The 25,613-nt window shown below is 35.5% G+C and carries 19 protein-coding genes and 1 pseudogene; 9 read left to right on the top strand and 11 right to left on the bottom strand.

Annotation, left to right across the window (positions count from 1 at the left end; genetic code table 11):
- The first annotated feature begins 32 nt into the window (after nucleotides 1-32).
- On the top strand, nucleotides 33-1,304 hold the full coding sequence (purD, locus tag AAC084_RS00495; RefSeq protein ID WP_339835445.1) for a phosphoribosylamine--glycine ligase: 1,272 nt from the start codon (nucleotides 33-35) through the stop codon (nucleotides 1,302-1,304).
- A gap of 59 nt (nucleotides 1,305-1,363) precedes the next feature.
- Here the strand turns inward: purD and AAC084_RS00490 are convergent, their stop codons facing one another.
- Nucleotides 1,364-1,588 (bottom strand): uracil phosphoribosyltransferase, encoded by a 225-nt coding sequence (locus AAC084_RS00490; RefSeq protein WP_339835443.1) that lies wholly within the window; start codon nucleotides 1,586-1,588, stop codon nucleotides 1,364-1,366.
- 40 nt (nucleotides 1,589-1,628) lie between these two features.
- Between AAC084_RS00490 and AAC084_RS00485 the strand changes: the two genes are divergently transcribed.
- The 3 genes from AAC084_RS00485 to AAC084_RS00475 are packed head-to-tail and all read left to right on the top strand — an operon-like array spanning nucleotide 1,629 to nucleotide 4,238.
- A complete protein-coding gene (locus tag AAC084_RS00485; protein ID WP_339835441.1) occupies nucleotides 1,629-2,558 on the top strand; it encodes a DUF6427 family protein in 930 nt (309 codons plus the stop codon).
- Nucleotides 2,559-2,596: 38 nt separating this feature from the next.
- Nucleotides 2,597-3,196, top strand: a complete 600-nt coding sequence (locus tag AAC084_RS00480; protein ID WP_339835439.1) for a DUF4254 domain-containing protein — start codon at nucleotides 2,597-2,599, stop codon at nucleotides 3,194-3,196.
- The gene (locus AAC084_RS00475) at nucleotides 3,186-4,238 is read left to right on the top strand and encodes a glycosyltransferase family 9 protein (protein WP_339835436.1); all 1,053 of its coding nucleotides are present in this window, start codon (nucleotides 3,186-3,188) and stop codon (nucleotides 4,236-4,238) included. The genes AAC084_RS00480 and AAC084_RS00475 overlap by 11 nt, the downstream gene beginning before the upstream one ends.
- A gap of 11 nt (nucleotides 4,239-4,249) precedes the next feature.
- On the opposite strand, the gene AAC084_RS00470 is transcribed toward AAC084_RS00475, so the two are convergent.
- The 8 genes and pseudogenes from AAC084_RS00470 to AAC084_RS00435 all read right to left on the bottom strand — a co-directional run bounded on the left by AAC084_RS00470 (nucleotide 4,250) and on the right by AAC084_RS00435 (nucleotide 14,381).
- Nucleotides 4,250-4,867, bottom strand: a complete 618-nt coding sequence (locus AAC084_RS00470) for a TetR/AcrR family transcriptional regulator (RefSeq protein WP_339835434.1) — start codon at nucleotides 4,865-4,867, stop codon at nucleotides 4,250-4,252.
- Nucleotides 4,868-5,193: 326 nt separating this feature from the next.
- Nucleotides 5,194-6,249 (bottom strand): arsenosugar biosynthesis radical SAM (seleno)protein ArsS, encoded by a 1,056-nt coding sequence (gene arsS, locus AAC084_RS00465; RefSeq protein WP_339835431.1) that lies wholly within the window; start codon nucleotides 6,247-6,249, stop codon nucleotides 5,194-5,196.
- Between the two features lie 188 nt (nucleotides 6,250-6,437).
- Complete coding sequence (locus AAC084_RS00460) at nucleotides 6,438-6,773, bottom strand: arsenosugar biosynthesis-associated peroxidase-like protein (protein ID WP_339836832.1); 336 nt, start codon at nucleotides 6,771-6,773, stop codon at nucleotides 6,438-6,440.
- A 240-nt stretch (nucleotides 6,774-7,013) separates the two neighbouring features.
- A pseudogene (locus tag AAC084_RS00455) lies at nucleotides 7,014-7,643 on the bottom strand (metallophosphoesterase family protein); the annotation flags it as partial.
- On the bottom strand, nucleotides 7,628-8,968 hold the full coding sequence (locus AAC084_RS00450; protein WP_339835428.1) for a sodium:solute symporter: 1,341 nt from the start codon (nucleotides 8,966-8,968) through the stop codon (nucleotides 7,628-7,630). The gene AAC084_RS00450 and the pseudogene AAC084_RS00455, both read right to left, overlap by 16 nt.
- A 31-nt stretch (nucleotides 8,969-8,999) precedes the next feature.
- Complete coding sequence (locus AAC084_RS00445; protein ID WP_339835425.1) at nucleotides 9,000-10,424, bottom strand: SusD/RagB family nutrient-binding outer membrane lipoprotein; 1,425 nt, start codon at nucleotides 10,422-10,424, stop codon at nucleotides 9,000-9,002.
- 9 nt (nucleotides 10,425-10,433) lie between these two features.
- Entirely contained in the window at nucleotides 10,434-13,637 is a 3,204-nt protein-coding gene (locus AAC084_RS00440; RefSeq protein ID WP_339835423.1) for a SusC/RagA family TonB-linked outer membrane protein, read from the bottom strand.
- 54 nt (nucleotides 13,638-13,691) lie between these two features.
- Nucleotides 13,692-14,381, bottom strand: coding sequence for a DUF2064 domain-containing protein (locus AAC084_RS00435; protein ID WP_339835421.1), 690 nt, complete (start codon nucleotides 14,379-14,381; stop codon nucleotides 13,692-13,694).
- 374 nt (nucleotides 14,382-14,755) lie between these two features.
- Here AAC084_RS00435 and AAC084_RS00430 point away from each other — a divergent pair, with 374 nt between their 5' ends.
- Together AAC084_RS00430 and AAC084_RS00425 are read left to right on the top strand one after the other, a co-directional pair.
- Nucleotides 14,756-16,270, top strand: coding sequence for a Do family serine endopeptidase (locus tag AAC084_RS00430; RefSeq protein ID WP_339835418.1), 1,515 nt, complete (start codon nucleotides 14,756-14,758; stop codon nucleotides 16,268-16,270).
- A gap of 78 nt (nucleotides 16,271-16,348) precedes the next feature.
- Nucleotides 16,349-17,122 carry a patatin-like phospholipase family protein gene (locus AAC084_RS00425; RefSeq protein ID WP_339835415.1) on the top strand — a complete coding sequence of 258 codons (774 nt, stop codon included), beginning with the start codon at nucleotides 16,349-16,351 and terminating at the stop codon, nucleotides 17,120-17,122.
- An 11-nt stretch (nucleotides 17,123-17,133) separates the two neighbouring features.
- On the opposite strand, the gene AAC084_RS00420 is transcribed toward AAC084_RS00425, so the two are convergent.
- On the bottom strand, nucleotides 17,134-18,981 hold the full coding sequence (locus AAC084_RS00420; protein WP_339835413.1) for an SLC13 family permease: 1,848 nt from the start codon (nucleotides 18,979-18,981) through the stop codon (nucleotides 17,134-17,136).
- A 162-nt stretch (nucleotides 18,982-19,143) separates the two neighbouring features.
- Nucleotides 19,144-20,193: a ferredoxin--NADP reductase gene (locus tag AAC084_RS00415; RefSeq protein WP_339835411.1), complete on the bottom strand. Its 1,050-nt coding sequence runs from the start codon at nucleotides 20,191-20,193 to the stop codon at nucleotides 19,144-19,146.
- Between the two features lie 222 nt (nucleotides 20,194-20,415).
- Here AAC084_RS00415 and AAC084_RS00410 point away from each other — a divergent pair, with 222 nt between their 5' ends.
- From AAC084_RS00410 to AAC084_RS00400, 3 genes are all read left to right on the top strand, one after another.
- Entirely contained in the window at nucleotides 20,416-20,763 is a 348-nt protein-coding gene (locus AAC084_RS00410; RefSeq protein ID WP_339835409.1) for a YciI family protein, read from the top strand.
- A gap of 5 nt (nucleotides 20,764-20,768) precedes the next feature.
- Nucleotides 20,769-22,004, top strand: coding sequence for a sigma-70 family RNA polymerase sigma factor (locus AAC084_RS00405; RefSeq protein ID WP_339835407.1), 1,236 nt, complete (start codon nucleotides 20,769-20,771; stop codon nucleotides 22,002-22,004).
- Between the two features lie 123 nt (nucleotides 22,005-22,127).
- Nucleotides 22,128-25,598, top strand: a complete 3,471-nt coding sequence (locus AAC084_RS00400) for a T9SS type B sorting domain-containing protein (protein ID WP_339835404.1) — start codon at nucleotides 22,128-22,130, stop codon at nucleotides 25,596-25,598.
- The last annotated feature ends 15 nt before the right edge of the window (nucleotides 25,599-25,613 follow it).

Genomic DNA, 25,613 nt, shown 5'->3' with positions numbered 1-25,613 from the left:
ATGCATAATTTATTTTTGTCAAAACTATCAACATGAACATTTTAATTCTTGGATCGGGCGGTCGTGAACATACTTTTGCCTGGAAATTATCTCAAAGTAATAAACTCTCAAAGCTTTTCGTGGCTCCTGGAAATGCTGGTACGGCAGAAATTGCTATAAATATACCAATTGGTGTAAATGATTTTAACGCAATTAAGAAGCTTGTTTTAAAGGAAAGTATTGAGTTGGTTTTTGTTGGGCCAGAAGATCCCTTGGTAAATGGAATTCATGATTTTTTTCTTGGTGATGATGAATTAAAGAATATTGCGGTAATAGGTCCTGAGAAATTAGCCGCTACCCTCGAGGGAAGTAAGGAATTTGCAAAGGAGTTTATGATGAGACATCAGATACCTACTGCTCAGTATAAAAGTTTTACATCAGAAACAGTTGAAAATGGTTTTCTATTTTTAGAAGAGCTAAATCCTCCATACGTATTAAAGGCCGATGGTTTAGCTGCTGGTAAAGGCGTAGTTATTCTTAATGATTTGAATGACGCTAAGATAGAATTAAGGGCAATGCTTGTAGATAAGAAGTTTGGTTCAGCTAGTTCTACTGTGGTTATTGAAGAGTTTTTGGATGGAATTGAATTGAGTGTTTTTGTTTTAACTGATGGAAATAGCTATAAAGTTTTACCAACAGCAAAAGATTACAAAAGAATAGGAGAAGGAGATACTGGACTCAACACGGGTGGTATGGGAGCTATTTCCCCTGTCCCTTTCGCCAGTAAAGACTTTATGAACAAGATTGAGCAAAGAATTGTAAAACCTACCGTAGAGGGCCTTAAAAAGGATAAAATGCCTTATAAAGGTTTTATTTTTATTGGTCTAATTAAAGTTGGAGATGACCCAAAGGTGATTGAATACAATGTAAGAATGGGTGATCCAGAAACAGAAGTTGTTTTGCCAAGGATTAAGAATGACTTGGTGGAGCTGTTACAAGCGGTGGCCAATGAAAAATTGTCTAGTATCGATTTACAATTAGATGACCGTACCGCTTCTACGGTAATGACAGTTTCAGGAGGGTATCCTGGGGCTTATGAGAAAGGCAAAGAAATAAAAGGAATAGAATTAATAAAAGATTCTTTGGTCTTTCACGCCGGAACTACAATAAAGGATGGTAAAGTAGTTACAAATGGAGGTAGAGTCATGGCAATAACGTCGTTTGGACCAGATTTTAAATCTGCTTTATCCAAATCATATGAAAATGTGGAGAAGCTATCATTTGAAGGAATGAACTATAGAAAAGATTTAGGCTTTGATTTATAAAAACCTTGTAAATCTTATCGGATTTTTAAAATAAATCCGATAAGATTTTAGTTTTGAATTTATAAGTAAGAGTGAGAAGTACTTGATGTATCTTCTTCACCACTATCATTATATTTCTTTAATTGAAGCATCCAGTAAATAAAAGCTGCTGCACCAATCAACATAAACATCCAGTTAAGAATATTGGCAATAGCCCAACTTTCTGCAAATCTAAATGGATCCATTGTGTATTTAAATATCACATTTACAAAAAAATCCGCAATACCTTCAAAAAATGATTTCATCTTATTACTATATTTACTGACAAAAATATAAAAAGCTTAGATGATTTCAAGCATTTTTGAGAAAACAAAACCGGTCAATTTCATTATTCTCCTTGTTTTTTTGTTTCTTTTTTACTGGTCCGTCCAGTTCTACCTTTTTGACTACACGTTTACTGACATTAAAATGGTGCCCTCTATTGTGGTACTAACCATTCTCTTGTTCAGTGTTTTTGTAGTAGATTTTGTAGTGAAAAGAAATAAATTGACAAGTACAAATTCCTTTGCAATCCTCTTCTTTACGTTGCTTTTTGTAGTTTTTCCTGAAACCTTGGGGGACAGTAATGCTGTATTTACGAGTTTTTTTCTACTGCTTGCGATGAGGCGATTATTAAGTATTAAATCTCTAAAAAATATTAAACTTAAAATTTTTGATGCAGGTCTGTGGATATGTATATCCAGTGTTTTTTACGAATGGGCTATACTCTATCTTTTGTTAGTTTTCGCTGCAATTTATATTTATGACCCTAAAAACATAAGAAATTGGTTAGTGCTACTTTCTGTAGGTTTTTGCTTTTTTATGATTTTGTATAGTGTTTTGGTTATAATGAATGAAACTTCTTTCATAAAAACCCACTATGCTTTTGTTATAAACTACGATGCAATTTTTCCGATTAAATGGTGGTCAAGTCTTAAGTTCTCCATATATGCACTTTTAAATATGGCGCTGGCTTTCTCAACATTTATACACTTAGGTAAGTCTGGTATGGGCAAGGTAATTATTATGCGATTAATTGCACTTTCATTTATAATTGGCTTAGTAGTGAATGTTTTAGTTACATCAGAAAATACGAATGCTGTTATGATTACCTTTTTTCCTTCAGTTATATTTATTGTTAACTATCTTGAATCCATTAAAAAACCTAAATTTTTAGAACTAATTCTTATTTCTAGTATTGTGGTGCCCATTTTAGTATTTGTAACTAAATTATAGTTTATAACTTTAAACTATATATTTGTAAAAAAGCCAATATGTTTAGCGAATTAGCATTTTCTATTTTTAATAATTGTATTGAAAAGTATCATATAAAAGACGATGTATATCAGAGTTTTGATAATCCATATTCGAAAGATGAAATAGAACATCTTCTCTACCGAAAGAATTGGATTGATACCGTTCAATGGCATTATGAAGATATTATTCGAAACCCTGAAATTAACCCAAAAGACGCACTTGTATTAAAACGTAAAATTGACGCAAGTAACCAAGATAGAACTGATTTAGTTGAGTTTATAGATAGCTACTTTTTAAATAAATACCAATCGGTAGAAGTTAACTCAACGGCAACGATAAACACAGAAAGTCCTGCTTGGGCTATTGACCGTTTGTCTATTTTGGCATTAAAAATATATCATATGAACGAGGAAGCCCATCGTTCAGATGCCTCTAAAGAACATAAAGAAAAGTGCCAAATAAAATTGAATATACTTTTGGAACAAAAAATGGATCTCTCTTTAGCAATAAACCAGTTATTGGCCGATATTGAGAATGGTAACAAGTATATGAAAGTATACAAGCAAATGAAAATGTATAACGATGAGGAACTAAACCCCATCTTACGTGGTAAGTAATAGTCCAAAGCATATTTTGGTTATACGGCTCTCGGCTATGGGTGATGTAGCAATGACTGTTCCTGTTATTTTGGGGGTCTGTAAAAAGTACCCCACTGTTAAGATCACTATTCTAACCAAGCCTTTTATGGCGCCTATTTTTTCTGATATTCCGAATGTTTCGGTTTTTAATGCCGACGTAAAAGGAAAACATAAGGGTGTTTTAGGTCTTTGGAGGTTATATCAGGAGTTATTAAATCTTCGGATAGATATAGTTGCCGATTTACACCATGTATTGCGTAGCACCATTTTAAAACAGTTTTTCAGATTTAAATCGATTCCTTTTGTTCAACTGGATAAAGGGAGGCAAGAAAAAAAGAATTTAATCAGTCCTAGAACATTAAAATTTGTGCCGCTAAAAACTACGTTCAAACGTTATTCGGAAGTGTTTGAAAAGCTTGGTTATCCCATTTCATTTGAAGAAATGGATGTTTTGTCTCAAAAACCAATTCCAAAACAATGTGCTCTTTTTATTGATAAAGGAGAACAGATACTTATCGGAATCGCACCATTTGCAGCGTTTAAAGGTAAAATGTATCCGTTAGAATTAATGATAGAAGTGGTTAATCAATTAAATAATACTAATAAGTATAGAATTATTTTGTTTGGCGGCGGACAAAAGGAGATTGATATCCTTAATACTTGGGAAAGGCAGTTCGAAAATGTATTTAATGCTGCCGGCAAATTCTCATTTTCCGATGAACTAAGCTTAATTTCGAACGTAAAATTAATGTTGGCTATGGATAGCGGAAATGCTCACTTAGCCGCTATGTTCGGCGTACTGACTATCACGCTCTGGGGAGTAACTCATCCATATGCAGGGTTTAGTCCTTATAATCAACCTGAAGGTAATTGCTTATTGTCAGATAGAGATGAATATCCATTGATACCAACATCTATATACGGAAATAAGTACCCAGATGGATATGATAAGGTTATGCAAACAATAAAGCCAGATACTGTTATAAAGAAGATAACGGATGTTTTAAAGACCTCTGTTTAATTCGGTATTTATTACGAAAGAACAGCTTTTGCCTCTATACTTTTAAAGTACATTCGTAATTGCGTCATAAACCTATATTTTTTTGCACTTGGTGAAGAGCCTGTCATTAAAGTTCTAATTCCAAAATAAGAACTCATTAAAAAAGTAGCTACGGCTTCACAATCTACATGACGGTCTAAATGGCCATTAAACTTTCCTTTTTGTAACGTAGATATTAGATTAACTTCCCAAACAGTTACAATTTCATTTAGGTGATGCATAATGACCTCATTCTTACCATTAAATTCAGTAAGAAAATTACTTAGAATACAACCAAAATCCATTTCATTATGAACGGCAGTTTCCATGGCTTCATCAAAGCATTCTGTTATTAAATTTAAAGGGTTTTCATGCCCTTCAATAGGCTCTATTAAACTACTATACATCTTACGAGCAAGTAAGTTTTGAATTATCTGAACAAAAAAATCCTCTTTCGATTCAAAGTGATAATAAAATGCACCTTTTGAAAGTTCTAATTTTTTGAGAATATCATCAACACTGGTATTATAATATCCTTGTGAATAGAATACTTCCAGTCCTGTTGCTTGCATACGTTGCATGGTAGCCATGCGTTTTAGACTCTTGTTCATAATATTAAGATTTGTATAAATCCGACCAGTTGGTCTATATAAAGAACCATCATATTATAAAAAGCTTTAGTATTTTTAGATGAAGTTGTTCTAATTTTCGGTGAACGTTGAATTTATCGTTCAATAACCTCTATTATAAATGGACTTACAAACCACACGGTCTGTTTAAATGTTCATGAAGTAAGTTTTATTACCAAGGGAACTATCAATAATTAAAAATAAAACCGTTCAATACTTTGCGTTGAACGGTTAATTTAAAAGTCTCTTATAAAACTCAATAGCCACCAGAATTATTATAAAGTACTGGAAGCTTAAAATTGTATATACTATGCTACCGTTCCTTGACAGCTACTACCCGCGCCTGCCGTACAACCATAACAATGCTGTGATATAATGATGTTTCTATCGTTCAATAAATCTTCGTTGTAGTCTTTAATATGTTTAACCTTGCTGGCAACTTTTAAATCTAGCATTTGATTAAAGTCGCAATCATATAGCCAGCCGTCCCAACTAATTGAAATGGTATTGGTACACATTATATTTTCTACTGCTGCCGGATTGTAAGCTTCAACTAAAGCATACATATAATCTTCATAGTTTTCTGATGCTATCAAATAATCTAAGAAACGAGCTATAGGTAAGTTTGTAATAGCGAATAGGCTATGAAACTGAATGTCAAAATCTTCTTTGAGCGCTTTTTTGAAATCCTTCTCCATTGCTACTTGATCTCCTGGTAAATATGCTCCTGAAGGATTATAAACCAAATCTAATCTCAAGCTACTGCCAGGTAAGCCATACCCTCGTTCATTGAGTTCTTGTAACGCCTTAATGGACTTATCAAAAACCCCATCACCTCGTTGCTTATCTGTCTTTCCTCTTGTATAATGTGGCATAGAAGAAATTACATGTACATTGTGTTTCTTGAAGAAATCTGGTAAATCGTAATATTTTTTGTTTGCACGGATGATGGTAAGGTTAGAACGTACGATAAAATCCTTAATTCCCGCATTTGCAGCTTCTTCGACAAACCATCTAAAATCAGGATTCATTTCTGGTGCACCACCGGTTAAATCCAAGGTGTGGGCTCCTGTATTTTTAATGACTTCCAAACACTGTATCATGGTCTCGCGAGTCATTATTTCTTTACGATCCGGGCCAGCATCTACATGACAATGCTCACATACTTGGTTACACATGTATCCCACATTGATTTGAAGAATTTCCAGCTTTTTTGGGCGAAGTGGAAAGTGGCCTATCTGCGCAATCTTATCCTTAAAATAAGGAAGCTCTCCATCGGCGAAAATCCCTCCGTTCAATATTTCTAATTGCTTGTTGGAAACCGCTAAATCGTTCCCTTTCGCTTTTAATGATTTTGTAGCCATATTTTTGTTGTTCGTTGTTCGTTGTTCGTTGTTGGCAATAATTAAAACACCTCTAATTTAAACTTCACAACATTTAATCTTTTATTTTTCTATTCCTCGTAAAAACTCTGTCAAGTATTGATTTCATTGCAGTGATTATTAAGGAAGGTTATTACGAACAACCATCCACGAACAACCAACAACGAAATCTACATTGATAACTTATCGTATTTATTCATCATCTGTACGCCATGGACCAAGGTTGCTCCACTTTCGATAGCAGCACCAACATGAACAGCTTCCATCATTTCTTCTTTAGTTATTCCCTTCTGAAGTCCGTCTTTGGTATAGGCGTCTATACAATATGGACATTTTACTACATGTGAAACAGCTAAGGCTATTAATGACTTCTCCCTTGCACTTAGTGCGCCTTCTTCGAAAACCTTACCATAATAATCAAAAAATTTTGTTCCAAGCTCTTCGCTCCATTCTGTAATTTTTCCAAATTTTCTTAAATCTGCTGGGTCATAATACGTATTTGCCATCTTTTTTTGAGTTTTAGGTTGTATTGAATTTTGTTGTTCTTGATTAAAATAAATCGGAATGCCCTGTCCCATTTTTTCTATTTCGGGAAGTATTTCCATATTATCCCAAATACCAGAAGTAAGCGTGTCACCGTAGGCTTCAGGTAAATGATTATTGTACATTGATTTTTGTGCTTTTTCAGCATCATATTCAAATGATTGATGTGTGTAGGTTACCTCTCCATCAATAATATCTAAAAGCATATACCAAACTCTAGCTGTACCATCATTGCCTGGCATACCAATGACACCAGGGTTCAGCCATAATTTATCTTTTATAGATTGATGAAAAGGTAGACCACAGTGACCCGCAATAATGATATCGCTATTAGTCTCTTCAAAACAGCGTTCTTTACTTTCAGTGGCATTTGATTTAAATACGAATTCAGACGTATTACCGTAGTTACCATGAACTACAGTTACTTTTTTGTTACCATAGTCGAAACTGATATACTCAGGTATTTTCTTCATCCAGTCTAAAGACTGTTGGGATAGATGACCTTTAGTGTACGGAAACCACATTTTTGAAAAATTATCACAGCGGCTTCCACTCTTAAAATCGCAACCACAATCTTCACTATCATTTGCCAATTGTAACTCAACATTACCGGCAATGCTCAGTGCACCCCATTTTTGAAAGAGTTGAACCGTTTCTTCTGGTTGGGCACAATAGCCTGTAATATCGCCAGTGCAAATACAATTCTCTGCAGTAACACCTTCTTCATCAGCGATAGAAATCAATTTTTCTAACGCCTGTAAATTGCTATACACCCCGCCGAAAAGCAACAACTTTCCGCTTTTAGTGCCAATATGTGTTATTTCTTTATCCATGTTGGTATTATATATACAAGTAGGCAACAAATAATGCCCCAAAAATTAATCCAAAGTAAATCGGCATACTTTCCAGTCGTAAAAATAAGTGCTTGCGGAAACCAATTGAAAATCAAAAGAAAACCAAAGAATATTCCACTAAACACACTTAGATGAAAACTTATTTTAGGCGCTTTCCCTCTCCAAAAAAGAAAAACAGGGGTCAAGCCAATAACCATAGTGCCACTAATAGTTGTGGCCGACAATATTTCTGCATTTAAAAACACTGGGATAGTACCTAAAATTGCAATAAGTACCATAGACCACCTACCAAACTTAAGAGACGTTCCGAATTTTAAATCAATCGCCACTAGTTTTGAAAAGGACGAAAAGGTAGAATCTAGAGTAGATGCGGCTGAGGTTATCATTATGAAATTGATAACCAATAAAATTACAACACCGAATGCTTTACCCACTTCTACGGCAGCTTGACCTTGCATGCCTTGCGATTGCGCATAAACACCAATGACGCTAAACAGGATAATACATAATGCTCCTAGAATACTAGCCCATAGAAAACTTTTCAATGTTACTTTCGGACTGCTGATAAATCCGCGATCAGTTAAAACCGGATCATGAAATGGATAACTGAAGGATTGTAATAAGGCTGCAAACAATAAATTTAATCCCGTTTCGAACGACCATACTCCAGAATTAGCTACTTCTGTAACAGTTGTTGATGTTGTCTTTCCGAAAATAGTGAACAATATTACCGCCAAAAGAATAGAGAAAAGCCCCATTTGGATAACATCGGTAAAAATAGAACTACTCATACCTCCTTTTAATACATAAGCAAGGGTCAGCCCTGTAAACACTAAAATGGACCAATAATATGACGATGTGCCGGCAGGACCAAAATAAGAACCAATGACCATAGTGTTACTCCATACTTCATTAAATAAACGAATGGCAATCAAAATAGAAAATACGGTGACAGCAGATTTTCCGAATTTACTGGATAGAAAATGGTGTATGCTTGTGTACTTTCCTTGTAATCGCATTCTGTATATTACTAAACCAGCTACTGCGAAGGATAGGTAATACCCAGCATATGCAACCCCACCAACAATACCAAAGTCTAAACCTAAATTAGCGGCGTTCGTAATGCTCTTGGCAAATATCCATGAAATGATCAAACTGCCCATCAGCATAAACGCATTGGGTACTTTCTTTTTTTGAACTGCCTTAAAAAACTGATTCGTGTCTTTTGCCAATGGGGAAAGTAAGAACAGCACCAGACTTGATGCTATAATTAAACTCCATTGCCAAATTTTTACTTCAGTCATTGATTATTTTATTTTTCTCGTTACTCCTAACTTATTCATCCCACCAAACCGGCACATTAATACTATTGCCACCTGTTTTATTTGCCGCAGCTGCGTAATTTACACTGTTCAACGCCTCTTCTTCCGCCGGATAAGGCATACGAATGGGAATTAAATTGTCATTTAAACTAGCAGAGATTGTTTTCAGTTGTGGAAAGCCGGTTCTTCTATATTCTATCCAACCATCATAACCATTAATCGTATTGGCAATCCATTTTTGAGTAATAATATTTTCTAATGGATTACCGTTGGCTAAAGCTCCTTCAGTATTTAAATAATCCGCAGGTAATTCTACTTGCCAATAAGCGAATGCCTGGGTTACTCCGGTGTTATATAATAGTTCAGTATCTGCTGTGATAAGGCCTTTTTGAGCTGCTTCAGCTAATAATAAATGAGTTTCCATGCTGGTCATGAAATTAGCATCTAAAAGTCCCGTATTTTCTCTGAAAATGGTGCCGAGCAATGAATAATCTGCCAAAGAAACTCCTGCAGATGCATCTATACCATTTAATAGCCCATTGAATTCTTCTTCTGTACTATTGCCAAAAGGGCGGTAAAGTCTACCCATACGTGGGTCATTTAACCCTGTTAGTATTTCATCCATCGTTTCAGACAACACATAATTATTAAAATCTCCTATTCGAAGTCTGGCAAGCCTAAAATTATTGGGTTCACCATCCGTGAAATTGAAAATGGCATTTTCCGAATTTTCATTTATAAAATTTCCTTCGGATACAATAGCCTGTAATTGGGCAGTAACATCGACTTTTGCTGAAATACGCAAGAGATATTTTATTGTCAGTGAATTTGCAAAACGTATCCATCCCGCTAAATCACCATTAAATAAAATGTCACCTTCTAAAGAAATAGTGCCAGAGTAACTTTCCATTGCGGCAATTCCTTGGTCAAGATTATCTAGTATTCCACCAGCATCCATATAAATAGATTCTTGTGTGTTATAAACAGGTGTTACGGTAACAACATCTCCTTTAAAGGCTTCTGAATAGGGTACATCTCCGAATAAATCTGTTAGTCCAGCAGCCATATAGGCTTTCATAATTAATGCAGGACCTTCATACACCGTAAATGCCGGATTCTCTTGAGAGAGATTCAATATAATTTCATTGTCCCGAAGGTTTTGATAGAATATAGGCCATGGATTACCGCCCAATTGTGGAGATTTTAAGTTATGTCTATCGAATAGGTTAAAATCTAGCGCGGTGCTGTATTGACCTAATAAATTCCCGGCAGTAAAACCTTCGTACGACATTTGCTCACCATAATCGTAAATGACCTGTCTAAGCAATAGGCTAGGTTGCACGGTTACGGGTGCATTCGTATTTGTATTTATTTCTTCGAAATCATTCGTACAACTAATGAAGAACAATACGATTAATATGCTATATATATGTTTCATTGTGTCTTCTTAAAAATTAAATCCGGCTTTAAACCCTATACTTCTTGTTGTAGCATACGACATGTCTTCAACACCACTAATAAAGCCATTTCCCTGCACTGCCAATTGTTCTGGGTCGAAATGTGGGTTTTCGGTGATAGCAAATAAATTTTTTCCTATTAACGATAAGTTCAACGTGGCATCTTGGTTGAATATGCTGAGGTTATCGAACGTATACCCAATTGATAATTGTCGCAGTTTTAGAAAAGAGGCATCGTAGGTGTTGTTCTCCTCATGGTTTCGGTCATAAAATTGACGGTAATAACTTTCAGCCGAAACAGCGACTGTATTGGGAGTATACACTGGGTTTGCCTTTGTACCTGTGTTCACAACACCTTCGGGGACAATACCAGATTCTGGTCTAAAGGTGGTTTCTGCCAATTGGCCGCCAACATTGCCTAATGCCTTTGTTCTTGAAACAATAATACCTCCTTGTCGCCAATCGAAAAGGAAACCTAAATTCCAATTTTTGTACTTAAATTGGTTATTGAAACCTAGCATAAAATCAGGATTGTAATTACCCAATTTCTGAAGGTTGTTGTCTGGAATATAACTACCTGTATCCGTTAAGATAAAATCACCATTTTCGTTTTTAAGATAACCAGTACCATATAAATCACCAACGCGACCACCTTCTTCAACTTGAAAAAATACCGTTTGGTTTTGACTATCATAAATACGAGAGTATGCCAACGTTAATCGACCATCTTCTTGTGGTAAATCTTCTACAGTAGAGCGGTTAGTACTAAAATTTAAGGTGCTGTTCCATTTTAGCTTTTGGCTAATAACAGGTGAGATACCTAATATCACTTCTAAACCTTTGGAACGAACTTCCCCACCATTTACTACTTGTTGTGTGTAACCAGATGAGATACCTATGGGCAATGAAATTATCTGGTCTTTAGTTAATGCATTATAATACGATACGTCAAAACGTAATTGATCACCGAATAACCGAATATCTGCACCTACTTCAAATGATGATGTACGTTCTGGCTGTAAATCAGGATTTGCTATTATGTCTGAATTGCTAAAGGTAGGCAGACCATTAAATGGTGTTTGTGCTACAAAAGTACTTGTAGTTTGATACGGATTTGTATCATTACCAACCTGCGCCCAACTTGCTCTTAGTTTTGCAAAGGATATGGTCTTTGGTAAATCAAAAACTTCAGATAGGATAAAACTACTAGATACCGAAGGATAAAAGAAAGAGGTGTTGTCAACTGAAAAAGGTGTTGCCAATGCACTCGACCAATCATTACGACCTGTAATATCTAAGAAAAGGTAATTTTTATATCCGAATTTGGCTAAGCCGTAAAAACTATTGATGCGTTTGTTCGATTCGAATTCAAATACTTCAATCGGTGATGCGGCATTAGATAATCTAAAAATAGCCGGTTGAGCTAAACTTGTGGTTTGTGACTGTGAGGTAAATGCTTTTTGGTCAAGCCTATTTCCTCCAAAAGAAACGTCAACACTAATGTCATTGAATTGATTATTATAATTTAATAGAAAGTCGGTGTTGATTTCTCTAAAGAAAACATCATGTTCTGCGTAGCCTCCATTTCTAAAACGATTAGAACTGTAGGCTCTGCGTAATTGGCGTTGTTCATTTGAATAATCCATACCAGTTCTTATAGAAGCTGTAATATGCTTAGTAATATCATAACTGGCCGATATATTACCAAAAACACGATCTCTGTTAAATGAGTTTCTGTTCTCCTGTAGAATGAAATATGGATTGTCAAAGAAGGTGTAGTTATAAGAATACTGTTGTACGCCTTCTAACCCAGGCTGCCAATAATTCTTTAGATTTTTAATGTTTAAAGAACGTGGACCCCAAGCAACCAATGAATAGTTTGCATTTTCAGACCCATAACCGTTAGAGGGGCGGTTGTCACTTTTTGAACTTATATAACTAATCGATGAATTGATTTGAAGTTTCTCAATTGGCTGAAAATTTAATCGCGTTCCTATGGTCTGTCGGTCTAAATTCACACCAGGAATGATAGATTCGCTACGTAAATCGGTAAATGAGAGGCGGTAATTTCCCTTATCAAACCCCGATGCAATCGAAATATTATTGATTAAGGTTGTTCCAGTTTCATAAAAATCTTTCAAATTATCTGGATTAGAGCTAAACTGTGTTGGAGTGATAGGAATTCCACTATAGAGTGCAGTATCGCCACCACGAACTATTGTTCCGTCAGCAAGCGACACAGGACTGTCATATTGTGGCACTAGATTACCGACATCTAAACGAGGTCCCCAACTGTAGGTGATTAAATCATTTGTACCTCCACCTAATCCGTCTACAAAAGCAAATGCTCCGGCATTACCTTGCCCGTATTCATTCTGAAATTCGGGTAGTTTAAACGCTGACTCCACAAAAAAACTAGTATTATAACTAATACCTAATCCCTTTGAGTTTTTACCACTTTTCGTTTCAATTATAATAACACCGTTAGATGCCCTTGTACCATATAGCGCAGCAGCACTAGGTCCTTTTAACACCGAAACTTCGGCAATATCATCAGGATTCACTTCCATAGCACCGTTTCCAAAATCAATCTCTTGAAAACCAGCAGCAGCCTCATTGGTAAAATTGAAAACCGAATTATTATTTATGGGTACACCATCAACAATAAATAAGGGATTGTTGTTAGAGAAAGAAGCTTCTCCTCTAATCGTAATTTTAGATGAAGAACCTACTCCTGTGGCACCTTGGTTAATCGTAACTCCAGCTAATTTGCCAGAAAGGTTATCTAAAAAATTGACAGATTTTACTTCTGTTATTCCTTTAGTATCCAGACTTTGCACTACGTAACCTAATTCTTTGGTTTCTCGTTTAAGGCCTAATGCAGTTAAGACCACCTCGTCAAGAATTTCTGACGAATCCTCAAGGGTTATATTGATACTTTGTTTGTTGCTTATTGGAATTACTTGAGTCTGATATCCTAAAACGGAAAATTCTAGTGAACCTATAAGACTCGGCACTTTTATTGAATAGACTCCATCTTCATTGGTTATGGTTCCAGTTGAAGTACCAGATAATACAATGTTTACATACGGTATGGTGTTTCCATCTGTATCAGTAACGGTACCAGTAATTGTTTCTTGAGCATTGACTATGTTTATTATAAACATAGTCAACACCATAAAAATGTGTTTCATAAATAGCTTTTCAACTGAGTTTTACATTTACCCAATTATTGGGCAAAGAGGGATTTAGATAAATGAAATCTCAGGAGAGCCTTTATTGTAAAAACATCTGTTAAAAAACAGATTTAAGAAATAATGTTTTTTATGAAATAGTCTAAGTTTTACTCTAAGTAGACCTATAATTAGGAGTAAAATTGAAATAGATAATGTTTTGGAAAAAAATAATATTGACCGTAAATCTTTCTCATTATCTAGATCTTGTAAAACTGGCAATTTTATTAATTGAGAAGATTCAGATGAAAGCCAAATGGAAATTTGGTTATACAAACTAAAGCGCTGCCATGGTAATCGTTTAAAACTAGCAACATCAAAATTTATTTTTTGCAAACCTAGCAAGTAGAATCCACCATCGACAGAAGGGCCAATTACAGTTTTGCCAAGGGCCAAATGTTTCGCCGTATTTTTAAGATGTTGTGTTTTTAAATGAGGTGTGTCATTTCCAATAGTTATAATATTATCGTATCCTCTATCAAATACTGCAGCTATCGCGTTGGTAAAACGTTCGCCGAAATTAGAGCCTATCTGGTCTTTATCTGTAAAATGAAATGTAGGTAAACCAGTATTTTTTGCTTTCTCTAGTGTACTTTCGGTTAGTGCATCGAATAATTGTTCACTATTTGGAATGGACTTATTTACCAATTCTTCCTTAGCGGAATTGGCAAATACCAAAATTGCAGTTGTATGCTGTGAATTCAATTAAATTTTCTTTTTCGTTGTTAAACTTACGTAAAAATATAGCAAAGGTTTTTTATGTATATGTAAATCATAGAATTAAGACAACCGAATTATCTTACTTTAAGTCAAAATGTCAGTTTCAGACTAGTCAGTCGGTTTTTAATTCTTAAATTAAGTTAGTAACCGCTAAATTGAGCCCTAAACGTTCGTTTAAATCTGTCAACTAACACCTTTTTAGTTAATTTGTCATGATAATTCTTATGTTACAGACTGGTTAGTCTAAAAAAATCCTTAAAATTTCATTCAATTTTAAAAAAACATTAGTATTTGCATGCCCATCATTGGCATAGCTATTGCCACTAGGGTATTAGAAGAATATAAAAAAACAATTAAATATGAAATCAGATACAAATACTAAAAGCGCTTGGAAGGTTTACTTCTTTTCAGCGATTATTGCGCTAGTCGTAAGTTTCGGAGTAATTCAATTTAACAAACAAACAACTAAAGATGATGTTGGGGTGACGGTTGTTGATTCGGTTCTTGGTAGTCATGTGCTTTATACTGCCGATAATAAAGGAAATATTAAGCCATTAGATTTTACCGAAACATCTAAAAAAGTTTTAGATGCTGTGGTGCATATTAAATCTACGCAAACAGGCGCTTCTTACGGAAATCAAAGTGCACGTGAATTACCAGATCCTTTTAAAGAATTTTTTGGAGATATGTTCAAAGGTCAATCTCCAGAAGGCATGCAATCACGACCTAGAGTTGGTACTGGTTCTGGAGTTATTATTAATGACAAAGGATATATCGTGACCAATAATCATGTTATTGCTAATGCAGATGAAGTTGAAGTAACCCTGTATAATAACCAATCTTATAAAGCAACGGTTATAGGAACGGATCCAACAACGGATTTAGCCTTATTACAGATTAAAGCTGATAATCTTAAGACGATGGCTTTAGTAAATTCAGATGATGTTGAAGTAGGTGAATGGGTTTTAGCAGTTGGTAATCCATTAGGTTTAAACTCTACGGTTACGGCGGGTATCGTAAGCGCAAAGGCAAGAAGTATTCATATCAATACAGATAAGTTTGCAGTTGAAAGCTTTATACAGACCGATGCTGCTATTAATCCTGGCAATAGCGGTGGAGCCTTAGTAAATCTTGACGGTAATTTAGTTGGAATCAATACCGCGATTGCTAGTACGACTGGAACTTATACTGGATATGGTTTTGCCGTACCTAGTAATATCGTTACTAAAGTGGTCGAAGATTTGTTAAAATATGGGAACGTACAACGTGGTATGTTGGGGGTTACTATTAGAACAATGGATGGAAACTTGGCCAAAGAGAAAGATGTGTCATTTACTAAAGGCGTTTGGGTAGAGCAAGTGGGTGAAGATAGTGGTGCAGATATGGCAGGTATCGAATCTGGTGATATCATTGTTAGTGTAAACGGAAAAGAAACGGGTACTTCACCAAGACTTCAGGAGATTATTGCAGGTAAAAGGCCTGGTGATAAAGTCGCCATCGTTGTTAATAGAAATGGTAAGGAGAAAGAGTTAGAGGTTGAGCTTAAAAATTCTGACGGTGGTACGAGTATCATTAAAAAGGAAGAGAAAAAAGTATTTAATCTTTTAGGTGCTGATTTTGAAAATGTGAACAAAGAGCTAGCTAAGAAATTCGATTTGGATGGTGGTGTTCAGGTAACAAAATTATATCCTGGAAAAATTAAAAATGAAACCCAAATGCGTGAAGGTTTTATTATCACCCATATAGATGGTAAACGCGTGAAAAATATTGATGATGTAGCTGATATTCTTGAGGGTAAAAAGGGTGGAGTCATGTTAGAAGGCATTTATGAAGATGGAAGTAAATATTATTATGCGTTTGGATTGGATTCATAGTCCGCTTTAATGCCTAATTTTATGCCGAGCGGATAATAGTATTCGCTCGGCATTTTTTTTGAAATCAATTCTAGATAGATGCAAATAGGTTCTAAGACTGTTGGTTTAGTGCTTTCAGGTGGAGGCGTTAGAGGCATGGCGCATATTGGAGTTATTAAAGCGATGCAAGAGTTTGGTATAAACGCAACAATTGTTGCAGGTAGTAGTGTAGGTGCTTTGGTCGGAGCCTTGTATGCTTCGGATAAGTCGGTGGTCGATATGCTTAAATTCTTTAAAGAAACCCCCTTATTTAAATACAATTACTTTGCAGTAGCAAAACCCGGACTCATAAATACCGAACGGTTTATAGATATTTTTAAAGGCTACTTTCCAGAAGATAGTTTTGAGGCTTTAAAGAAAGAATTGCATGTTGTAGCAACTAATTTAGAGCTTGGTGAAGAGGTTTTTATAAGTAAAGGGGAGTTGATAAAACCTTTATTGGCATCAGCAGCTTTACCCCCTGTTTTTAGTCCTATAGAATACAATGGAGCACTTCATGCAGATGGCGGAATAATGAATAATTTTCCTTCTGAACCGGTGTTGTCGAAAGTTGAATATGTTATTGGTAGTAATGTATCTTTAGTTTCTAAATTGGAGAAGAAACATCTTAATAATTCTTTTCAATTGACAGGTAGGGTCACGGGACTCATGATTTACGCAATCAATAGGGAGAAAATCAATAATTGTAACCTAATAATTGAACCGCAAGAATTGGAGCATATTGGTTTATTAGATAGAAGGGGTATAGAAAAAGCCTATGCTATCGGTTATGAAACTGCGGTGAATAAACTTAGAACTATATTTCCTGAATAAAGTAGCTTTGATTACAACATAGCGCTTAATAGTAGGGTGCCAACAACCCAAAGAACGATTGAAATAACTCCACCAATAACTAAAAAGTGCTTGAATTTATAAATACCCATACTATAAATTAATGCATTGGTCTGATAGCCCAAAGGGGTGAAAAAGCTAAAATTGGCTGCAAACATTACACAAAGTATAAAAGGTTTAGTGTCTAAATCTAATCCGCCAGCTAAAGAAATTCCAATAGGTGCCATTATAATTGCTGTTGCATTATTAGAAACCACGCTACTTAAAAGCATAGTGGTTAAAAAGAGCAAACCGATTATGAATAAAGGGCGTTGACCGGCCATTAACGCCAAAAGTTCCTCAGTGATCCACGTGTCGGCTTTTGCATTGCTCATCGCAATTCCCAGAGGAATCATTCCTGCAAGTAAAAATATGATTTGCCAATTTATCTTTTCATAGATACGATTTAGTTCTAAACATTTAAAAAGAAGCATAGCTAAAGTGCCGGTGATTACACTGGTCATAACTTCTAATATACCTGTTGCTGCTAAAGTTATTGTACCTATAAGGATTATAATGGATAAATTTCTTTTGAACGGGGTTGCAGGAGTACGACCTTCAAATTGATTGAGTACTGCTAAATTATTGCTGTTTTCAAAGTTTGATACGTATTCGGGTTCGGTTTGTATCAATAAGCGGTCACCAACATGTAATTTTGTAAACTCGTGATTACTTTGATGTAATCTGTTTTGTAGAATCCGTAGTTTTTTACGCTTATTAACGGCTAAAGGAATAGCACGCGGCATCAACATGGTTTTAAGCTCAGTTAAATTTCGACCAAGAAACCGTGATCCAGGTAGCAATAAAAGTTCTAAAAGTAAACTTTTGTCTTTATCATCTTTATTCTCCGCATCTTTTTCATTAGAGTTTCCAAATTTTTTAATTTGAGTGTTTTTCGTGGATTTAATATGGTCTCTTTCCTCTAAATCAACATCAAAATAACCTTCTCCTCGCATCTTTTGTAGGTTCTCTAAACTACAGTGTAAAAGAATTACATCATTAACCTTAATAGGTAATTCATGGTTTAATAAATTTTGGTCATAGCCATTTCTAGTTAATCGTAACACGGTAATATCAGCTTCTTTAAACATGAAGCTTTCCCCGATTTTTTTGCCTACCAAAGGAGACTCAGGTAAAACCGTTAACGTTAATAAATAGCGATTAAGGTCATAATTTTCAGATAAGTCTTTTGTGTCATTGGGTAAAAACCGATAAAAGAGTGCTATTATTCCTATTGATATTACTAAAAAGGTGATACCCATTAATGAAAATTCGAAGAAACCGAGTTTTTCACCGGTATACCTTGCAGCAATATTACTAACTAACAAGTTGGTTGAGGTACCCATAAGTGTACAACTACCCCCTAAAATACTGGCAAATGAAATAGGTAATAGTAACTTGCCAGGAGGTAATTGATATTTTTCTCGTAACTCGGCAACTATTTTTATAAAAACGATAACTACAGCTGTTGAACTTACAAAGGCAGAAATACTACCGGCTATTAACATTATGGCAACTGTGGCTAAAACAATTGGCCAGTTTTTTAGAATTTTTAAACCTTGGGCGAGCCATGAAATTGCACCGTTTTCCTCTAGTCCTATTGCCAATATCATTAAACATAAAATAGTGATGACCGCTTTGTTAGAAAATCCGCTAACCGCTTCTTCGGGAGTGACCAATCCTGTCAACAGCAATGCTGCGATTATGCAGAAGGATATTTTATCCATCGGGAAAACCTCAAAAGCAAACAAAATAATTACCGCAGAAATGATAATGAAGACACCGATGATTTCCGAAGTCATAATAAGGTAGTTAAAAGTCCTATCAAAGGTATTTTAAACCCCATTTAAGTATAACTCAATCAAATATATTTTGGATGTAAAAAAACGTCTTTACGGATCCCATAGTTATCGGAACCGTAAAGACGTTTTAATAAATCTCTACATTGATATTAAATCTTTTATTTAAACATCGTCATAATCAACTTTTAAAGTAGGTGTCGTAGGATGCGCTTGGCAAGTAAGAATGAATCCGTCGGCTATTTCCTTATCGGTTAAAATTTGATTCATTACCATTTCAGCTTTTCCTTCAGTAACCTTGGCTATACAACTGCTACATACACCACCTTGACAGGAGTATGGCGCGTCTATATTTTGCTTTAAAACAGCATCTAACACCAAGGACTTTCTGTCCATTGTAAATTGAAATTCCTCATCATCTACAACTACGGTAATTGCAGTTGATCCTTCTGCTTGAATAGGAAGTTCTTCTTTAATTTCCGTTGGAGTAAAAAGTTCAAAATGAATTTTATCCTTATCAATATCGTTGTCTAATAAAGTATCTTGAACCAATCGAATCATTTCCTCAGGGCCACAAAGGTAGTAGGCATCAAAGTCTACATTTTTATGTTTATTCTTTAATGCGTAATTCACTGTTGAGGTATCAATACGGCCAAATAGCGCTTTATCTTCACGGGTTTGACTGTTGGTAAAGTAAACAAAGAACCGATTGCAATATTCTAGTTCTAATTTCACCAAATCAGTATAGAACATAGTTTCTTCATACGATTTGTTCCCATAAACAAGTACAAACGTATTCTTCGAGTTGCTATCTAATACAGATTTTGCAATACTCATAATTGGGGTAATACCACTACCTGCTGCGAATGCCGCAACATGCTGTACATTTTTGCTCTTATTAAATGTAAATCGACCTTCTGGTTCCATAACATCAAGCGTATCGCCTACTTGTAACTTGGTGTTTGCGTAATTAGAAAACCCACCATTATCGACTTGTTTAATACCAATGGTTATACCATCTTTTTCTGGGGAAGAACTTATAGAATAGGCTCTTCTTAATTCTTTACCCTTTATTTCTTTTTTGATGGTAATGTATTGACCAGCTGTAAAGCTGAAAGTCTGTATCAATTCTTTAGGAATTGAAAATGTAACAGCAACAGATGTTGGCGTTAATTTCTTAATATGTTTTACTGTTAGTGCGTGAAAATGCGACATATGTTCGTTTCTTTAAATCGAATTACAAAATTAAGCATTGCTTTTACGATATAGAATGACATTTATCAAAAAATCTAAATCTCTGAGTTTTTAAATAATCCTTAATTTATCTTTTTTGAAATATATTTTTAAAAATTGTCCCTAATTTGATTTTGGTAACGTCATGGTGCAAACAACAAGAACTTAGAGCGAGTTCAATGTAAAATTTAAAACAGTTAAATTATGAAAGATTTTATGATGATTTTTATCGGTGCAGATTACCAAGAATTAGGGTTATCTCCAGAAGAATTACAAACCCGCATGGGTAAGTGGTTCGCTTGGAACGAAAAAATGCAAAAGCAAGGTATCGTTAAAGGTGGTGAAGCTTTGGTGCCGAATGTAAAAAGAGTTTCTGGGCCCAAGCGTACGGTAACCGATGCTCCTTTAATAGAAGGTAAAGAATTGATTGGTGGTTTTTATATTGTACAAGCCGAAAATGCTGATGCCGTAGTAAAAATTGCCGAAGATTACCCAGATTATGATTTAGATGGTACCGTTGAGATTAGAGAAGTACTAGTTTTTGAACAATAAGATACATGGAGCATAAAATAGTAGACCATCTTTTTAGACATCATTACGGAAAGATGGTCGCTATTTTAACTCGCTTTTTCGGACTCTCATATATTGAAACAATTGAAGATGCGGTACAGGATACATTTATAAAAGCAACTTCGCAATGGCGGACTAAAATTCCCGAAAACCCGGAAGCTTGGCTGAATAGGGTTGCCAAAAACCGAACCATAGATATTCTGCGAAGTTTACAAGCCGAAAAAAATAGAAATCTTACCATTACAACAGGTGCATCATCGCTACAGATAGATGAACTTTTTTTGGATCATGAAGTTGCCGATAGTCAGTTACGAATGATTTTTGTTGCTTGCCACCCCAGTTTGCATCCTAATGAACAAATTGCTTTTGCCTTAAAAACGATTTCAGGATTTAGCACTAAAGAAATAGCTGCTGCATTGTTGACCAAGGAGGAAACCATAACGAAGCGATTAACACGTGCCAAAAAATCTATTCAAAAGAATAATATTCAGTTTACATACCCGCTTCCCGAAGCTATTCCAAATAGAATGGAAAGTGTTATGGAAGTGATTTACTTAACCTTCAACGAAGGTTTTCATTCTACCAATCATGATAAATTAATAAAGGAAGATTTGTGTGGTGAAGCCATTCGCCTTTGTCAGCTTCTGTTGAAAAAAGAGCAATTTAGAAGCGGAAGCCTGTATGCACTTTTTGCGTTGCTATGTTTTCATATGTCTCGTTTAGAAAGTAAAATAAGTTCTGATAACCAGATAGTTAATTTGCAACATCAAGACCGTACCAAATGGTATTTTCCATTGATTAAAATGGGAAATAGCGCTATGAACAAAGCCATGGAATATGACGACACTTCTGTATATCACTACGAAGCGGCTATTGCATCAGAGCATTTAAATGCCAAAACATTTGAGGATACCAACTGGGAAAATATATCAAGTTGGTACAAACAATTGTATGCTTTTCAACCCACAGCTTTTACTTTACTCAACCAAGCTATAGTTAGTTTGCAACTAAATGATTTTGTGAAAACGAAGCAGTTGTTACAACAGAGTGATGTTGAAGATTTAGGCCAGCGAGCGTATTTGTTTTATGGTTGCTATGCAGAATTATATATTAAAATGGGTGATAAAAATTTGGCTATTTCCTATTTGGATAAAGCATTAGAACAAACTTCAAACAAGCTTGAAAAACAGTTTTTGATGCGGAAGAGAAATAATTTAAGGTAGCTGAAGAGAATACTTCTTAAAGTAAATAGACAAATGGTCGATATTATCAACACTATGAAGTATTTTACTTACGTTATTTGTTGTAATCGTTAAATTAGCGCTAGATCAACAAAACGACTATACTTGAAAAAGTTTCTCTCAGTCCTAATCATATTAATTAGTAGTTATTCCCTTCAAGCCCAAAAAGAAGCCGCCATCTGGTATTTTGGTGAAAATGCAGGGCTAGATTTTAATACGGGTGCTCCCGTAACTTTGTTAGATGGTGCTTTGAGTACTAGAGAAGGTTGTGCGACTATATCAGATAATAATGGCAGTATATTATTCTACACCGATGGCATTACAGTTTGGAACCGTAATCACCAACCCATGCCTAACGGTACAGGCTTGTTAGGGGACCCATCTTCAACACAATCGGCAATTATAGTTCCAAATCCTGGTATTCCAACACAGTTCTATATTTTTACAGCAGATAAAATAAAGGAAGCTAATGGAATAAATTATTCATTAGTGGATATTTCCTTAGATGGGGGGCTGGGCGATGTTATTCAAAAGAATATACAGTTAGTGACGCCAGCAGCAGAAAAACTTACGGCTGTAAAGCATGCAAATGGTACGGACATATGGGTCTTGACACATGATGCTTTTGGCGATTCATATTTGGCATATAGGGTTACGCCAGCTGGTGTAGAAACCACTCCCGTAATATCTAATGTAGGGATTAATTTGACAACCTATTTTTTTCAATCAAATATTCACGCGATAGGGTATCTTAAGGCTTCCCCAGATGGAAAAAAGGTAGCGGCTGCTCATAATGGCTTAAATGTGGATGTAATGGATTTTGATTCCGCCACAGGAATTTTAACGAACGCCCAAACGTTACTTGATTTTTCAGAGCACTATAAATTATTTTATGGGGTAGAATTTTCACCCTCAAGTAGATTTTTATACACATCAAGTTCATTAACAACTGATCTTTATCAATATGATTTAGTAGCAGCAGATATAAAGGGTTCGGTTGTACAATTAAATACATCGTCATTAATTTTTGGAGCACTACAATTGGGTATAGATGGTAAAATCTATATGGCAGACATAGAGAGACCGACTTTAAGTGTAATTGAAAATCCTAATGAGCAAGGAGCACTAAGTACCTTAAATTATAGTGCAATTGATTTAGGGGGTAGAACAATTATTTTAGGTTTACCGCCATTTATTACCAGTTATTTTCAGGTGGATATTATGGTCAATGGATTATGTGAAGGAAGTCCCACCACGTTTGAAAGTGCTATTAGTGTTAGTCCAATTTCTACGGTATGGGATTTTGGTGATGGCACTACATCCACCTTAGAAAACCCTAGTCATACCTATGCTTCAGCTGGAGATTATTCGGTTTCTGTAACCGTAACCACAGCCTCGGAGACCAAAACAGAAACTAAGGATATTACCATTTTTGAAACACCCGTTGCAGTACCCTTAGCAGATTTGGAAGGCTGTATTACCCAAAACACCTATAACATTGATTTGCCTACATTTAACGTCTCGGTTTTGGGTACACAAGACCCAAATGTTTTTTCGGTAGACTATTTTCTTTCACAAGCAGATGCAGATGCGAATACCAGTGCCTTGGAGGCAGTTCATCCATTTCCTTTAGGGACTACAACGGTGTATGTACGGGTATCCAATACCAATAATAGTCAATGCTATGATACCACACAATTCAATATCATTGCCCGTGAAGCCCCTATTGTAGATACCATAACTGATTGGACGGTCTGCGATGACGATACCGATGGACAGTACATTTTTGACCTTTCCTTAAAAAACACAGAGATTTTCAATGGTCAAGACGAAACTACTTTTGAAATATTATATTTTGCTTCTCAGACCGATGCTGATAATGGAACGAATGTGTTACCAGTAAGCTATACCAATACGTTACCAACGGAAGAAATTTTTGTGCGATTTCAGAACAGTATGTATCCTACGTGTTTTAGAACGGGAAGTTTTATGATTGAGGTAAGTCAAGGAGTTACGGCAAATATTCCAAGCAATTTAGAAATCTGTGATGATAACAATGATGGTTATTCCACCTTTAATCTTGCTGATACTGAACCGGAAATTATTGGCGCACAGAGTGCGAGTAGTTTATCCATTAGCTATCACGCTACAATGACTGATGCTGAGGGCAATTTAAATCCGTTACCCAATTCTTATACCAATAGCGTTGCTAGTACACAAACTATTTATGTTCGGGTAGCGAATGCTACCGATGTCAATTGCTATGCAACGACCTCTTTTGAGGTTAATGTTTTTGATACGCCCCAATTACAAACGGTTGCCGACTGGGTTGTTTGTGATAATGATAATGACGGAGTTTTTGATTTTAACCTGACGGAAAAGAAAAATGAAATTTTAGGAGATCAAAACCCTGCGAATGTTTCCATTGGTTATTACGAAAGCATGGCGGATGCAAATCTGGCTCAAAATGAGATTGTAGGAACTTACCAGAACACTGCCAATCCACAGACGCTTTTTTACCGTTTAGATAATAGCTTGAACACAACATGTTTTGTGACAAGTAGTTTTGATTTGGAGGTTTTTGAAACTCCGTTTGCCATTGTTACAACACCGATAATTGGTTGTGATATAAACGAAACAGGAAGCCAGAGCATAGATCTTACTCAAAAGGCATTAGAAATTTTGGGTAGTCAAGACACAAATCAATTTACAGTAACTTATTATGCTTCCCAATCTGATGCAGAATATAGAATAAATGAGTTAAGCGCAAATTCCTATATTAATACGGAAAATCAAGAAACGCTATATGCCCGTGTGGAAAGAATTGGTCTTCAAAGCTGCTACGCTTTGACTTCGCTAAAGATTAGTATAAACCCTTTACCACAACCTGTTTTAGAAGAACGCTATGTGATATGTCCTGATAGCCCCGCTTTGGTTATCGATGGTGGTGATTTTGAGACTTGGTCTTGGCAAGATGCTAACGGAACCGAAATAAGCACAACTAGAATTTTTGATGCAACAGACCTTGGAGAATATCAATTGACGGTATCCCAAACCACAAACGGGGTAACCTGTGAGAATTCTGTACTATTTGAGGTTTTATCATCTGGCGCTCCGGAATCTATAACGGTAGATACTAATGGATTTTCAGACCAGATTGATGTTACAGTTATAGCTACTGGAACAGGACCTTTTGAGTATTCTGTAGATGGTGAAAATTATCAGGCAAGTAATCAGTTCAAAGTATTTCCTGGAAAATACACAGTTTATGTAAGAGATTTATTGGAGTGTAGAATTCTATCCGAAGAAATAATCGCCATTGGCTATCAACGTTTTTTCACTCCAAATGGAGACGGTTCTAATGAATATTGGAACATTATTGGTGGAGAACTTCATCCAGATTCTCAACTATATATTTATGATAGGTATGGAAAATTTTTAAAACAAATAAGTCCGAACTCTAAAGGCTGGGATGGTACTTCGAACGGAAATCCACTTCCTGAGTCAGATTATTGGTTCAAATACAGGTTTATTGATAATCAAGTAATTACAGGTCATTTTACGCTAAAAAGGTAGCTTCAGAATGTTTCG

Origin of the sequence: uncultured Maribacter sp. (assembly GCF_963977385.1) — a bacterium.
Classification (GTDB): Bacteria; Bacteroidota; Bacteroidia; order Flavobacteriales; family Flavobacteriaceae; genus Maribacter.
This window is presented reverse-complemented; position numbering and strand designations above follow the sequence as displayed.